Genomic DNA, 14,460 nt, shown 5'->3' on the forward strand with positions numbered 1-14,460 from the left:
CTAACCGAGGGCACGCGGACGGGGCGCGATTCCCAGCGCCTTGATCCGCGAGGCCAGCGTGGTCGGCTTGATATCCAGCATCTCGGCCGCGCCACCGGGGCCGAACACTTTTCCGGCGCAGCCCTCGAGCGCGGCCAGGATGTTGGCGCGCTCGTGATCGCGCATTTCGGATGACGTCATCACAGCGGGCCGTGCGTCAGCCTTCTGCCGCGTGGCGCCAACCGGGGCCTGCGTGCCGGAGGAGTCGGGCAGATCGATCCGCAAACGGCCGTTCTGCGACAGGATCGCAGCGCGCTCGATCACGTTCTGCAGTTCGCGGACATTGCCCGGCCAGTCATAGCGCGTCAGCCGCCGCGCATCGCCTTCCGACAAGCGCAGATTCGATTTCAGCGCCTTGCTCTCGCGGGTCAGAAAATGCTGGGCGAGCAGTGGAATGTCCTCGCGCCGTTCGCGCAGCGGCACCGTCTCGATCGGAAACACGTTGAGCCGGAAATAGAGATCCTCGCGAAAACGGCCGCGCTGCACCTCCTGCTTGAGGTCGCGGTTGGTCGCGGCGATGACGCGGACGTCGACCGCGCGGGTGCGCTCCTGGCCGACCCGCTCGAAATTGCCCTCCTGCAACACGCGCAGCAGCTTGCCTTGCAATTCGAGTGGAATCTCGCCGACCTCGTCGAGGAACAGCGTGCCGCCATCGGCGAGCTCGAAGCGGCCGATGCGGTCGCGCGTCGCGCCGGTGAAGGCGCCGCGGACATGGCCGAAGAACTCGCTCTCGAACAATTCGCGCGGGATCGCGGCGCAATTGACGCGGATCAGCGGCCGGTCGCTGCGGGTGGAATCCTCGTGGATGGCGCGTGCGATCAGCTCCTTGCCGGTGCCGGACTCGCCGGTGATCATCACCGCCGCGCTGGTCGGCGCCACCAGCTTGACCTGGCGCAGCGTCGTCTGGATCGCCTCGCTGCCGCCGATGATGCCGCGCGGATTGGTCTCGATGCGGATCTCTTCCTGGAGATAGGCGTTTTCGAGCTCGAGCCGTTCGCGCAGGCGATCGACCTCGGCGAGCGCGGCGTGCAGCTTCTCGTCGGCCTCGCGGCGCTGGCTGACGTCGCGAAACACCACGACGGCACCGACCACCACGCCGCGGTCGCGGATCGGCGTGGAGGTGTATTCGACCCAGGCCGGCAAGCCGTCCTTGCGCCAGAACACCTCGCCGTCGACCTGGTGCACGGCCCCGTCGCGGAACGCCGCGTAGATCGGGCAATCATGGTTGTGATAGTGCCGCCCGTCATGGTGGGTGTGGTGCATGATGGGATGGATTTCCTTGCCGACCAGCTCCTCGGCAGTCCAGCCCAGCATCCGCTCGGCGGCGGGGTTCACGAAGGTGGTCTTTCCTTCCGCGTTGACGCCGTAAATGCCTTCGCCGGCGGCGCGCAGGATCAGCTGGTTCTCGCGCTCGATGTCCTGGAACACGCGCTCGACCCGCTGCCAGGTCGAGATGCCGCTGCGCATGTGGTCTTCGGCGGCGGCATCGACATTGCGGCGGCGGCGTGCTTCGAGATCGGTCAGGGTGAGCTGGACCAGCGTGCGCCCGTCATGGGGCAGGATGCAGCCGGCATATTCGAGCCGGAGATTTTGCCCGGTGGCATGGCGCGGGTTGAGCGCCGTGGTCCAGTAGGCGCCCTTGTGGAGCACGGCCTGGGTGAACACGGTCAGCGACGGGAGCTCGCCGGCGTGCAGCGTGCTCGCCCTGGTCTGGCGCAGCAGCGCGCGGTCGTAGCCGAGCAGGGCGCAGGCGGCGGGATTGGCATCGACGATCAGGTCGCCGAAGGGGTCGATCAGCAGCGTCGCCTCGACCGAGGATTCGAAGGCCGCGATGCGCGGATCGATGGTCGGGGCCACATCGTCGTGGGCGAGTATCGGCGTCGTTGCCATTACGAAATCTCGTTATTCAACTACGAAATGTCGTTTATCACGAATTTTCGTAATGACCAAGTGTGAGCGAAAGTGCTGCGTCATCAAGGCACTGGTGGGCGCGAAGGTGGTGGCATGCTCCTTGCGTAATTCTCCTCGCAACGACGCGCAGGAGGTCCGATGTCCACTTTCGACAATCCGTTTGATCCCAATCGCAACCTGCGAGCCGGCTGTGCCTGTGGTCAGCATCAATCCGCGGCGGAGCATGAGCAGGCCACCGCGTTGCGCTGTGATCCCGTCGAGAGCGAGGAGAAGCGCTACGAGGGCGTGGTCGCCTCTGCCGTGATGCGCGCGATGTTTCCGCAGGACGTGGCGCGGCGAGCATTCCTGAAGTCGGTCGGGGCCTCCACCGCGCTGGCCGCGCTGTCGCAGTTCTTCCCGCTTCAGACCGCGACCGAGGTTTTTGCGCAGGCCGGCACGCCGGAAAAGAAGGATCTCAAGGTCGGCTTCATCCCGATCACCTGCGCCACGCCAATCATCATGGCGGCGCCGCTGGGCTTCTATGCCAAGCACGGCCTCAACGTCGACGTGGTCAAGACCGCCGGCTGGGCCGTGATCCGCGACAAGACCATCAACAAGGAATACGACGCCGCGCACATGCTGGCGCCGATGCCGCTCGCGATCTCGCTTGGCCTAGGTGCCAACGCGATTCCGTTTGCCGTGCCCGCGATCGAGAACATCAACGGGCAGGGCATCGTGCTGGCGAGCAAGCACAAGGACAAGCGCGACCCGAAGGATTGGAAGGGCATGAAATTCGCCATCCCCTTCGACTATTCCATGCACAATTATCTGCTGCGCTACTATCTCGCCGAACACGGGATCGACCCCGACACCGATGTGCAGCTGCGTTCGGTACCGCCGCCGGAAATGGTGGCAAACCTGCGCGCCGACAACATCGACGGCTTCCTCGCGCCCGACAATATCTGCCAGCGCGCGATCTATGACGGCGTCGGCTTCATGCATCTCTTGTCCAAGGAAATCTGGGACGGCCATCCCTGCTGCAGCTTCGCGGCCAGCCGCGAGTTCATCACGACGGCGCCGAACAGCTTTGCCGCGCTGACGCGCGCGATCGTCGATGCCACGGCCTATGCGTCGAAGGCGGAGAACCGCAAGCAGATCGCGGAAGCCATCGCGCCGGCGAACTACATCAACGCGCCGGTCACGGTGCTGGAACAGGTCTTGACCGGCACCTATGCCGACGGCCTCGGCGGCGTGAAGACGGATGAAAAGCGCGTCGATTTCGACCCGTTCCCCTGGCAGTCTTTCGCGGTGTGGATGCTGACGCAGATGAAGCGCTGGGGCCAGATCAAGGGCGACGTCGACTACAAGGCGATCGCCGAGCAGGTGTATCTCGCAACCGACACCAGGAAGCTGATGACCGAGATGGGCCTGGCGCCGCCAGCCGGCAGCTACAAATCGTTCGCGGTGATGGGCAAGACTTTCGATCCGGCCAAGCCCGAGGATTATTTGGCGGGCTTCAAGATCAGGAAGGCGTCGTGAGCGGCCGCGCTCTCTTTTCACCTCGCCCCGCTTGCGGGGAGAGGTCGGATTGCATCGTTAGATGCAATCCGGGTGAGGGGGACTCTCCGCGAGTTCGTCGCTCACCGAATATGCGGAAGCATGCCCTTCACCCCGACCCTCTCCCCGTAAGAACGGGGAGAGGGAGATGACCACCGCCTCCCTCCGTCTCCGCGCCGGCCTGGTCTCGATCGTGCTGCTCGCCGCCTTCCTGGGCGTCTGGCATCTCGCCGTGCGCTCGACGGCGCCGGTGGCCACGATGAGCGCGGAATACGCCAAGCTGATGGGCCTGACCGCGACCCAGGGCAAATCTGCCATGCCCGGGCCGCTCGATGTCGGCGCAAAACTCTGGGAGCATGTGAGGAGGCCGTTCTACGACAACGGGCCGAACGACAAGGGGCTCGGCATCCAGCTCGGCTACTCGATCGCGCGCGTCGGCACCGGCTATCTGCTTGCCGTGCTCGTCGCCATCCCGCTCGGCTTCCTGATCGGCATGTCGCCGCTGCTAAGTCAGGCGCTCGATCCCTTCATCCAAGTGCTGAAGCCGATCTCGCCGCTCGCGTGGATGCCGCTCGCGCTCTACACTATCAAGGATTCCTCGATCTCGGCGATCTTCGTGATCTTCATCTGCTCGATCTGGCCGATGCTGCTCAACACCGTGTTCGGGGTCGCGAGCGTACGCAAGGAATGGATCAACGTCGCGCGAACGCTCGAGGTCGGCACGATCAGGCGCGCCTTCACCGTGATCCTCCCGGCGGCAGCACCGACGATCCTGACCGGCATGCGCATCTCGATCGGCATTGCGTGGCTGGTGATCGTCGCGGCCGAAATGCTGGTCGGCGGCACCGGCATTGGCTATTTCGTCTGGAACGAGTGGAACAACCTCTCGATCACCAACGTCATCATCGCGATCCTGCTGATCGGGGTCGTCGGCATGCTGCTCGACCAGATCCTCGCGCGTTTCACGCGCATGGTCACGTTTCCGGAGTAGGGCCGTGACCGAAAAATTCATCTCCATCGAAGCCATCGCAAAGCGCTATCCGGGCGCGGACGGCGCGACGACGGCGGTCTTCGAGAATCTCTGGCTGTCGATGGCGCGTGGCGAGTTCTGCTGCGTGATCGGCCATTCCGGCTGCGGCAAGACCACGGTGCTCAACATCCTCGCCGGCCTCGATGCGCCGAGCGAGGGCGCGGTGATCGTTGACGGGCAGGCCATTTCAGGCACCAGCCTCGACCGTGCCGTCATCTTCCAGAGCCATGCGCTATTGCCCTGGCGCACCGTGCTCGGCAACGTCGCTTACGCCGTGAGCTCGAAATGGCGGAGCTGGGATCGCGCCAAGGTGAAGGCGCATGCGCAGACTTTTATCGATCTCGTCGGCCTGACGGGTTCGGAACACAAGCGACCTTCCGAGCTTTCCGGCGGCATGAAGCAGCGCGTCGGCATCGCGCGTGCGCTCTCCATTACGCCAAAGATGATGCTGATGGACGAGCCGTTCTCGGCACTCGACGCGCTGACGCGCGGCACGCTGCAGGACGAGGTGCGGCGCATCTGTCTGGAGACCGGGCAGACCGCGTTCATGATTACCCATGACGTCGACGAGGCGATCTATCTCGCCGACAAGATATTCCTGATGACCAACGGTCCCGGCGCGGTGCTGGCCGAAGTGGTCGTGAACCCACTGCCGAGGGACCGCGGCCGCACCGATTTGCACCGCCACCCGTTGTACTACGCGCTGCGCAACCACATCGTTGATTTCCTGGTGACGCGCAGCAAGACTTTCGCGGCCGAGACGCCCGCTCACGATCCGCGCAATGTGCCGGTGGTGCATATCGGCAAGCCCGGACTGACCGTCGCGTCCAGTGGAGACGAGCAACGACAGACCTGGATACCCGGGACGAGTCCCGGGCTGACTGCTTGAAAAAGGAGACCCTGACATGAAACGCGAAGACCTCACCGAGAAGCTGCTCGACATCAAGCGCGAGAAGGGCTGGACCTGGAAACATATTTGCGAGCAGATCGGCGGCTATTCCGAGGTGCTGATAACAGGCGCGATCCTCGGCCAAATGAAATTGACCAAGCCGCAGGCCGCGAACGCCGCTGAACTGTTCGGCCTGACGAAGGCCGAGACCACGATGTTGAACGAGACGCCGATGCGCGGCATGCCGATGCCGCCGACCGATCCCTTGATCTATCGCTTCTACGAACTGGTCATGGTCAACGGTCCGGCCTGGAAGGCGCTGATCGAGGAGGAGTACGGCGACGGCATCATGTCGGCGATCGATTTCGACATGGTGATGGAGCGCCTGCCCAATCCGAAGGGCGACCGCGTCAAGATCACCATGAGCGGCAAATTCCTGCCGTATAAATATTACGGCGCCAGCGGCAACGTGCCGGAGTATGGATTCAAGGAGGGGTGATCGATCCCTCCGTCATTCCGGACGCCGCGATAGCGGCGATCCGGAATCTCGAGATTCCGGGTTCGGTCCTGCGGACCGCCCCGGAATGACAGTGCGTGCGGATGCCGCTTTCGCCTTATTTCCCGGCCTTCACCTCGGCCGCCGCCACCGCGATCAACTCGTTCATCTTGGCCCGAATCGCCTGTTCGGTGATGGCGACGTTCTTCGCGGCGAAATCGGCCATGACCTTGCGCAGGACGTCGGCGTCACCGGCTTCCTCGAAATCGGCCGCGACCACCTCCTTGGCATAGGCCGTGGCGGCATCGCCGGTAATGCCGAGCTTTTCGGCCGCCCACAGCCCGAGCAGGCGGTTGCGGCGGGCTTCCGCCTTGAATTTCTGCTCCTCGTCGAGGGCGAACTTCTTCTCGAAGCCTTCCTCGCGCTTGTCCAACGTGCTCATGCCTTTTCCAATTCCCTGCTGACTGGACCCGGCCGGCCCTCGTTGCGAGAGCCCCGGTGCATGCCTAGATAGGGGGCACGAATCGGCAAAACAACGAGCCGTTAAGCCGCAGGCAAGGCGGTATAAGTTTGATGCCGGACGCCCGGATCGATTGTGCTTGGACAGCCAATCGGATAGGTTGCCTCAGGCTGGGTTCCCGTTCTGTTTCTAGGGGTTCCGGGCCGTTCACGGCAGCTCCGCTGTGGGTCGTAGTCTCGTCAACCGGAGCACACCAAATACATGGATTTCAACAAAACACGGTACATCCCCATGAGCCGTCGGCGTCGCATTTATGAAGGCAAGGCAAAGGTTCTTTACGAAGGCCCGGAGCCCGGTACCCTGATCCAGCACTTCAAGGATGACGCCACCGCGTTCAATGCGAAAAAGCATCAGGTGATCGAGGGCAAGGGTGTCCTCAACAACCGGATCTCGGAGTACCTGTTTCAGCACCTCAACGACATCGGGGTGCCGACCCATTTCATTCGCCGCCTCAACATGCGCGAGCAGTTGATTCGCGAAGTCGAGATCGTGCCGCTGGAAGTGGTAGTGCGGAACGTTGCCGCCGGCTCGCTGTCGCAGCGCCTCGGCATCGAGGAGGGCACGCAGCTGCCCCGTTCGATCATCGAGTTCTATTACAAGAACGACCAGCTCAACGACCCCATGGTGTCGGAAGAGCACATCACCGCTTTCGGCTGGGCGACACCGCAGGAGATCGACGACATCATGGCGCTTGCCATCCGTGTCAACGACTTCCTCACCGGTCTCTTTCTCGGCATCGGCATCCGCCTCGTCGACTTCAAGATGGAGTGCGGCCGGCTGTTCGAGAACGACATGATGCGGATTATCGTCGCCGACGAGATCTCGCCGGATAGCTGCCGTCTGTGGGACATCAAGTCGAACGAGAAGCTCGACAAGGACCGTTTCCGCAGGGATCTCGGTGGGCTGCTCGAGGCCTATACCGAAGTCGCCAAGCGTCTCGGCATTCTCATGGAGAACGAGCGTCCGGCGGGCTCCGGCCCGGTGCTGGTGAAGAGCTAAGAGGGATCTGACGTGAAGGCACGTGTTACCGTGACGTTGAAAACGGGCATCCTCGATCCGCAGGGCAAGGCGATCGAGGGTGCGTTGAAGTCGCTCGGCGTCGACGGCGTCGCCAGCGTTCGCCAGGGCAAGGTGTTCGATATCGAGCTCGCGGGCGCGGACAAGGCCAAGGCGGAGGCGGCGTTGAAGGACGCCGCCGACAAGCTGCTGGCGAACACCGTGATCGAGAATTATCGGGTCGAGCTGATCGGGTGAACGGGATGGCTCACAGCCACCCGACCCGACGAAAACGCCAGTACAGCGCCCCGCACGAGACCAGCATCACGCCGAGCAGCATGTAGTAGCCGTACTCCCAGTCCAGCTCCGGCATGTGCTTGAAGTTCATGCCGTAGATGCCGGCAAGTGCGGTCGGGATCGCGATGATCGCGAGCCAGGAGGCAAGTTTCTTGGAGACCGCCGTCTCCTGGGCCTGGCCGACCAGCAGGCTCGCTTCGAAGGCGAAGGCCAGCACCTCGCGCATCGAATCGATCCGCTCCTGGATGTTCCTGACGTGGTCGGTGACGTCGCGGAACAGCGGCTGCATCGTCGCGCGCACCATCGCCAGCTCGTCATGCTCGAGCCGGCGGCAGACCTCGACCAGAGGGCCGATCGCGGTCCGGAGCCGCAAGAGGTCGCGGCGCAGCATATAGAGCCGCTCGATCTGCGCCTTGCTGATCGCCTTGGAGAGCACGTCATCCTCGATGCTCTCGACCTCTTCGTGAATGCTCTCGAGCACGGGCGAGTAGTTGTCGACGATAAAATCGAGAATGGCGTAGAGGATGTAGTCCTCGCCGCGCGCGAGCGCTCGCGGGCAGCTTTCGCAGCGTTCGCGCACCGGCGTGTAGGACGTCGACGCGCCGTGGCGCACCGAGACCAGATAGCCTTCGCCGACGAAGATGTGCGTCTCGCCGAAGGCGATCCGGCCCTCGATCAGTTGCGCCGTGCGCGCCACGATGAACAGGGCCTCACCATATTGCTCGATCTTCGGTCGCTGATGGGCATGGTTGGCGTCCTCGATGGCGAGCTCGTGCAGGTCGAACTGCTTCTGCACCGCGCTGAGCAGCGCCATGTCGGGCTCGTGCAGCCCGATCCAGACCACGTGGCCGGGCTTCGCCCGCCAGCTCGAGGCTTCGCTGATGGCGATATTGGCGACGCGCCGGCCGTCGACATAGGCACCGGCGGCGATGACGCCCTCGGTGGACACCGGCTCGGAGAGGGATGCGGGCAGCGAGGGGACATTCATGGCTTTGATCCCGGGCGAATCGATCGGCCGAATGGCGGGCTATGGCCTGTGCACAACGCTCGCGGGCAAGGCTAGCACTGGTAAAATCCCCGTCAAATGGTTATGTCTGCTGCCGATTTGGCAGCCGTGCCAGCCCCATTCAATCCTCGTTCGGAACCTCTGCCATGAAAGCCGCCATCCTCGTCTTTCCCGGAATCAACCGCGAGCGCGACATGGCGCGTGCCTTGAGGCTGATCTCGGGCAGCGAGCCCACAATGGTCTGGCATGCCGAGACGTCGCTACCTGATGGTACCGACCTCGTGGTGGTGCCCGGCGGGTTCTCCTATGGCGATTACCTGCGCTGCGGCGCGATTGCGGCGCGGGCGCCGGTGATGGACGCGGTGCGCGATTATGCGGCCAAGGGCGGCCTCGTGCTCGGCGTCTGCAACGGATTTCAGATCCTCTGCGAGTCCGGTCTCTTGCCCGGCGTCCTGATGCGCAATGCGCGGCTGAAATTCATCTGCCACGACGTGCATCTCCGCGTCGAGCGCTCCGACACGCCGTTCACGCGCGGCTACAATGCGGGGCAGGTGATCCGCGTGCCCATCGCGCATGGTGAGGGCAATTATGCGGCGGACGCGGAGACTATCAAGCGGCTCGAAGGCGAGGGTCGCGTGCTGTACCGCTACTGCTCGGCCGACGGCACGATCGACGATGTCAGCAACATCAATGGCGCCGCGCAATCCATCGCCGGCATCGTGAACGACAAGGGCAACGTGCTCGGCATGATGCCGCATCCGGAAAACCACGTCGAAGACATCATGGGCTGCACCGACGGCCGCGGTCTGTTCGCTGGCCTCACCGCGCATCTGGAAAAAGCCGCGTGATTGCGTTCGTGCTGAAGCGGCTGCCGGCCGCTGTCGCCGTCGTTGCGTTCGCGACAGCCGCGCTCGCGCAGGATTTCCCCAAGCGTCCCGTCACCATGATCGTGCCGTTCGCGGCTGGCGGCACCTCCGACGTGATCGCGCGCACCGTTGCCGAGCAGATGGGCATCGCGCTCGGCCAGACCATCGTGATCGAGAACGTCGCCGGCGCCGGCGGATCGACCGCACTGGCGCGTGCCTCCCGCGCCGAGCCCGACGGCTACACCATTGCGATCGGCAATGCCGGTACCAACGCCGCGACTTATACGATCTATCCAAAACTGCCGTTCACGCCGGACTCCTTCGTGCCGATCGCCATGGTGGCGAAGACGTTCGGCATCATCGCCGTGCGCAAAGATTTTCCGGCAAAGGACCTGAAGGAGTTCATCGCCTACGCCAAGGCGAATCCGGGCAAGATCAATCTCGGCCATGCCGGCGTCGGCTCTTCGAATTACCTGATCTGCAAGAGCTTCGTCACAGCCGCCGGGATCGACGCGACGCTGGTCGGCTATCGCGGCGCCGCGCCCGCGCTCACCGACGCGATCGGCGGCCAGATCGACGGCGTCTGCGATGCGGCAGCCTCCGTCTCGCAGTCGATCAACGAGAAGCTGGCGCGCGGGCTCGTGGTCGGCTCGACCGTCCGGCTCGCCACAGTGCCCGGCCTGCCGACGTCAGCCGAAGCCGGCCTGCCCGAATTCGAAGCGCAGGGCTGGAACGGCCTGTTCGCGCCCAAGGGCACCCCGCCGGCGGTCATCGCCAAGCTGAATGCCGCCGCGCGTACGGCCGTGGAAACCGACGCGGTGAAGAAACGGTTCGCCGATCTTTCGACCGTGGCACCCGATCCCGACGAGCACACGCCCGAGGTGCTTCAGAAGCTCGTGACGCGCGACGTCGAGAAGTATCGCAAGATGCTGGCGGACGACGCCAAGTAATAGCTAGCATCGTTTCAGCCGTTCCGTCGGCACCGTCATCGCGGCGACGCCCGCCATGACCAGCACCAGGCCCAGCGCCAGGTTCGAGGGCACGCTCTCGCCGAGCAGCAGCACGGAGAGGCCGACGCCGATCGGGATGCGCAAATAGCCTTGCGCGTTCGTGGTCAGCGTGCCGAGCCGTCCCAGGCACATGTAGAACAGCATCAGCCCCAGGGCGCTGGAGACGATGCCCATGACGATGGTGGCTGTGATCGCGGTCGGCGTCGGGTGCAACGTCCAGGGCTGGTCGATGATCAGTGAAGGCGGCAGCAGCACGAGGCCGCCGAACAGCAGCGAGCCGGCCGCCACCACCATCGGATCGTATTCGGACAGCCGCAGGCCGAAGATCGTGGCGCAGGCGAACGAGATGGTGGCGAGCAGGATGGCGATCTCCGCCACGATCTCGCTGCCGAAGCCGCGCAGCGCATCAAGGCCGACGATGACGATGGTACCGGCAAGTCCGAGAATCGCGCCCAAGAGCTTCAGCAGCGTTGCCGGCTCGTGCCGCGTGATCAGCGAGGTGATCAGGAAGGCGAAGATCGGCGTGGTCGAGGCCAGCACCACCGTGCTCGACGCCGGCACATATTGCTGAGACCAGGTGATGATCAGGAACGGAAAGGTCGAGTTGATCAATTGCTGGGTCGCGAACAGCTTCCAGGCCTTCGCATCGGTCGGAATCCTGACGCCGCGCATCCACAGGATCGCGAACAGGAAGGCGGCCGCGATCAGCGAGCGCGCCGAGATGAAGGTCACAGGCGGGATCGTATCCAGCGCGAGCTTGGCCAGCGGATAGGTTGAGCTCCAGCAGCAGGCCAGCGCGACCAGCAGCGCATAGTCACGCCAGTTGCGCGCGCTGGTGGCGGGCATGGACGGCAGCGGCGAGGCCGAGGCGCGACCCGTCGGCGGTGTGCTCTGCGGCACCTTGGTGTTGCTCCCGGCGCGACAGCGCTGGACCCAAGTCTGGGCGACGGGGCGCCAAAAGGGAAGGCGGCGAGCTATGCGTTTGGCTGTGGTGCCGGCTTCCGCTTCACCCGCTTGATCGTGCCGGAGAAGGTGAACAGGGGCCGCCCGCCTGATGTCAGCTTGCCGCGCAGGAAGATCAACGAGCCGCCGGCGCGGGAGACCTCGCCGACGCATTCGATCAGCTCGCCTTCGCGTGCCGCGTCGAGGAAGTCGCAGGCGAAATTGGTGGTCACGGCCGGCCCATCCAGCTCGTGGGTGGCGATCGCGAACAGGCAATAGTCGGAGAATGCCATGAAGCAGCCGCCATGGACGTTTCCGGAGCCGTTGAGGTGCTTCTTCTCGACCCGGAACGCCGAGCGGACGCTGCCGTCGTCCTCGATCCTGTGCCAGAACGGGCCGATATGGCTCTCAAAACTGTCGCGAATCCAGGTTCGCCAGCCCTGGAATTCCCCATCGGTGGCGACGTGGAGGTCGGGGCGGCGGGGCGGGGGCGCTTTGGTCAATTCGTGCAAGGAAATGGGCCTTCAATTGCGAGTCGTTTGCCCTTAAATCCGATCTGTCCACGCTGTGCAATTCCTGTTCCCGCAGCCCCCGGCCGCAAAACGTGGGACAGCGGGAAAATGCGCCATAAAGGGCTTTTCCAAGCCGTCCGATGTTCCTAAGAACGGCCCACCGCCGTCGAAAGCCTCGAATCCATGAAGAACGAACCCAAGATCACTCCCGAGCTTATTGCCGCCCACGGGCTCAAGCCGGACGAGTATGAGCGCATTCTGAAGCTGATCGGGCGGGAGCCAACTTTCACCGAGCTCGGCATCTTCTCGGCGATGTGGAACGAGCACTGCTCGTACAAATCCTCGCGCCTCCATCTGAAGGGCCTGCCGACCAAGGCGCCCTGGGTGATCCAGGGCCCGGGCGAGAATGCCGGCGTGATCGACATCGGCGACGGCCAGGCCGTGGTCTTCAAGATGGAGAGCCACAACCACCCGAGCTACATCGAGCCGTACCAGGGCGCGACCACCGGCGTCGGCGGCATCTTGCGCGACGTCTTTACGATGGGCGCGCGCCCGATCGCCTGCCTCAATGCGCTGAGCTTTGGCGCACCGGAGCATGCCAGGACGCGGCATCTCGTCTCCGGCGTCGTCGCCGGGGTCGGCGGCTATGGCAATTCCTTCGGCGTGCCGACGGTCGGTGGTCAGGTCCGCTTCCACACCCGCTATGACGGCAACATTCTCGTCAACGCGATGGCGGTCGGCCTCGCCGACACCGACAAGATCTTCTATGCCGCCGCCTCCGGCGTGAACATGCCGATCGTCTATCTCGGCTCCAAGACCGGCCGCGACGGCATCCACGGCGCCTCGATGGCCTCGGCCGAGTTCGACGACAAGTCCGAAGAGAAGCGTCCGACCGTGCAGGTCGGCGATCCCTTTGCCGAGAAGCTGCTGTTAGAGGCCTGTCTCGAGATCATGGAGAAGGGCTGCGTTATCGCGATCCAGGACATGGGCGCGGCGGGTCTGACCTGTTCGGCGGTCGAGATGGGCGCCAAGGGCGATCTCGGCGTCGATCTCGATCTCGATGCGGTGCCGACGCGCGAGATCGGCATGAGCGCCTACGAGATGATGCTCTCGGAGAGTCAGGAGCGCATGCTCATGGTGCTCAAGCCCGAGAAGGAGAAAGAGGCCGAGGCGATCTTCAAGAAGTGGGGCCTCGATTTCGCCGTGGTCGGCTACACCACGCCGAGCAAGCGCTTTGTGGTCAAGCATGGCGGCGACGTCATGGCCGATTTGCCGATCAAGGAACTCGGCGACGAGGCGCCGCTCTATGACCGCCCGCATGTCCCCTCCGCCGCTTTGCCTGTCGTGCATGCGCGCGAAGTGGCGGCGCCGATGAGTCTCGGTGCCGCGCTCGAAAAGCTGATCGGCACGCCCGACATGTGCAGCAAGCGCTGGGTCTGGGAGCAGTACGACCACGTCATTCTCGGCAACACCATGCAGCGTCCCGGCGGCGATGCCGCGGTGGTGCGCGTGCAGGACGGCCCGAAGGGCCTGGCGCTGACCGTCGACGTGACGCCGCGCTATTGCGAGGCCGATCCTTATCAAGGCGGCATGCAGGCCGTGGCGGAAGCCTGGCGCAACATCACTGCGGTCGGCGGCAAGCCGCTTGCGATCACCGACAATCTCAATTTCGGCAATCCCGAGCGGCCCGAGATCATGGGCCAGTTCGTCGGCTGCCTGAAGGGCATCTCGGAAGCCTGCCGCACGCTCGACTTCCCGGTCGTCTCCGGCAATGTCTCGCTCTACAACGAGACCAACGGCCGCGCGATCCTGCCGACGCCCTCCATCGGCGGCGTCGGCCTGCTCGACGACTTCACCAAGTCGGCCTCGCTCGCCTTCAAGGCCGAAGGCGAGGCGATCCTCCTGATCGGCGAAACTCACGGCTGGCTCGGTCAGTCCGTTTACCTGCGCGACATCTGCGGTCGCGAGGAGGGGGCGCCGCCGCCGGTCGATCTCGCAGCCGAGAAGCGCAACGGCGACTGCGTGCGCGGCATGATCCATGCGGGCACTGCGACCGCCGTGCACGATCTCTCCGACGGCGGTCTTCTGATCGCGCTGGCCGAGATGGCGATGGCGAGCGGCATCGGCGCAAAGCTGCTGGCGGCGCCGACCGCGCTGGTGCCTCAGGCCTATTGGTTCGGTGAGGACCAGGCGCGCTATCTCGTCACCGTGCCTGAAACCGAGGCCGGCCGCGTGCTCGCCAAGATGCGCGGCTGCGAGGTGCCCTGCGTGCGGATCGGCACCACCGCCGGCGACGCGATCGCGATCGCGGGCGAAGCGCCTGTTGCGATCGAGGCGCTGCGGACCTCGTTCGAGCGCTGGCTGCCGGAGTATATGGGCGGCAAGGCGGCCTGAGGCGCTGAACCGGTAG

Annotated in this window: 14 protein-coding genes; 9 read left to right on the forward strand and 5 right to left on the reverse strand. The window is 64.4% G+C overall.

Translation table 11 applies throughout. The features are described 5' to 3' along the window. Positions 1–1,929: a sigma 54-interacting transcriptional regulator gene (locus tag ABIB90_RS34385; RefSeq protein ID WP_354202289.1), complete on the reverse strand. Its 1,929-nt coding sequence runs from the start codon at positions 1,927–1,929 to the stop codon at positions 1–3. Between the two features lie 159 nt (positions 1,930–2,088). Between ABIB90_RS34385 and ABIB90_RS34390 the strand changes: the two genes are divergently transcribed. The 4 genes from ABIB90_RS34390 (at position 2,089) to cynS (ending at position 5,904) form a co-directional block, all read left to right on the forward strand. Next, positions 2,089–3,468, forward strand: coding sequence for a CmpA/NrtA family ABC transporter substrate-binding protein (locus ABIB90_RS34390; RefSeq protein ID WP_354159142.1), 1,380 nt, complete (start codon positions 2,089–2,091; stop codon positions 3,466–3,468). 166 nt (positions 3,469–3,634) lie between these two features. Continuing rightward, the gene (ntrB, locus tag ABIB90_RS34395; RefSeq protein WP_354202290.1) at positions 3,635–4,477 is read left to right on the forward strand and encodes a nitrate ABC transporter permease; all 843 of its coding nucleotides are present in this window, start codon (positions 3,635–3,637) and stop codon (positions 4,475–4,477) included. Positions 4,478–4,481: 4 nt separating this feature from the next. Then, positions 4,482–5,405 carry an ABC transporter ATP-binding protein gene (locus tag ABIB90_RS34400; protein WP_219684993.1) on the forward strand — a complete coding sequence of 308 codons (924 nt, stop codon included), beginning with the start codon at positions 4,482–4,484 and terminating at the stop codon, positions 5,403–5,405. A gap of 16 nt (positions 5,406–5,421) precedes the next feature. After that, the gene (gene cynS, locus ABIB90_RS34405) at positions 5,422–5,904 is read left to right on the forward strand and encodes a cyanase (RefSeq protein WP_219684992.1); all 483 of its coding nucleotides are present in this window, start codon (positions 5,422–5,424) and stop codon (positions 5,902–5,904) included. A gap of 115 nt (positions 5,905–6,019) precedes the next feature. Here the strand turns inward: cynS and ABIB90_RS34410 are convergent, their stop codons facing one another. Further along, on the reverse strand, positions 6,020–6,343 hold the full coding sequence (locus tag ABIB90_RS34410) for a DUF1476 domain-containing protein (protein WP_007602260.1): 324 nt from the start codon (positions 6,341–6,343) through the stop codon (positions 6,020–6,022). 309 nt (positions 6,344–6,652) lie between these two features. On the opposite strand from ABIB90_RS34410, the gene purC reads away from it, so the two are divergent. Together purC and purS are read left to right on the forward strand one after the other, a co-directional pair. Further along, positions 6,653–7,420 (forward strand): phosphoribosylaminoimidazolesuccinocarboxamide synthase, encoded by a 768-nt coding sequence (purC, locus tag ABIB90_RS34415; RefSeq protein WP_171944915.1) that lies wholly within the window; start codon positions 6,653–6,655, stop codon positions 7,418–7,420. Positions 7,421–7,432: 12 nt separating this feature from the next. After that, positions 7,433–7,675, forward strand: coding sequence for a phosphoribosylformylglycinamidine synthase subunit PurS (gene purS, locus ABIB90_RS34420; RefSeq protein WP_007602264.1), 243 nt, complete (start codon positions 7,433–7,435; stop codon positions 7,673–7,675). Between the two features lie 10 nt (positions 7,676–7,685). On the opposite strand, the gene ABIB90_RS34425 is transcribed toward purS, so the two are convergent. Continuing rightward, positions 7,686–8,702 (reverse strand): magnesium and cobalt transport protein CorA, encoded by a 1,017-nt coding sequence (locus ABIB90_RS34425; RefSeq protein ID WP_007602266.1) that lies wholly within the window; start codon positions 8,700–8,702, stop codon positions 7,686–7,688. A 164-nt stretch (positions 8,703–8,866) separates the two neighbouring features. Between ABIB90_RS34425 and purQ the strand changes: the two genes are divergently transcribed. Both purQ and ABIB90_RS34435 read left to right on the forward strand, forming a co-directional pair. Next, positions 8,867–9,568, forward strand: coding sequence for a phosphoribosylformylglycinamidine synthase subunit PurQ (gene purQ, locus ABIB90_RS34430; RefSeq protein WP_219684989.1), 702 nt, complete (start codon positions 8,867–8,869; stop codon positions 9,566–9,568). Then, on the forward strand, positions 9,565–10,536 hold the full coding sequence (locus tag ABIB90_RS34435) for a tripartite tricarboxylate transporter substrate binding protein BugD (RefSeq protein ID WP_354202291.1): 972 nt from the start codon (positions 9,565–9,567) through the stop codon (positions 10,534–10,536). Before purQ ends, ABIB90_RS34435 begins: the two co-directional genes overlap by 4 nt. A gap of 3 nt (positions 10,537–10,539) precedes the next feature. Here the strand turns inward: ABIB90_RS34435 and ABIB90_RS34440 are convergent, their stop codons facing one another. Continuing rightward, positions 10,540–11,496, reverse strand: coding sequence for a DMT family transporter (locus ABIB90_RS34440; RefSeq protein ID WP_354202292.1), 957 nt, complete (start codon positions 11,494–11,496; stop codon positions 10,540–10,542). Between the two features lie 74 nt (positions 11,497–11,570). Further along, on the reverse strand, positions 11,571–12,050 hold the full coding sequence (locus ABIB90_RS34445; protein ID WP_007602274.1) for a PaaI family thioesterase: 480 nt from the start codon (positions 12,048–12,050) through the stop codon (positions 11,571–11,573). A 183-nt stretch (positions 12,051–12,233) separates the two neighbouring features. Between ABIB90_RS34445 and purL the strand changes: the two genes are divergently transcribed. Continuing rightward, the gene (gene purL / locus ABIB90_RS34450; protein ID WP_354202293.1) at positions 12,234–14,444 is read left to right on the forward strand and encodes a phosphoribosylformylglycinamidine synthase subunit PurL; all 2,211 of its coding nucleotides are present in this window, start codon (positions 12,234–12,236) and stop codon (positions 14,442–14,444) included. The last annotated feature ends 16 nt before the right edge of the window (positions 14,445–14,460 follow it).

The sequence above is a fragment of the Bradyrhizobium sp. JR4.1 genome, from assembly GCF_040548605.1.
GTDB lineage: Bacteria > Pseudomonadota > Alphaproteobacteria > Rhizobiales > Xanthobacteraceae > Bradyrhizobium > Bradyrhizobium canariense.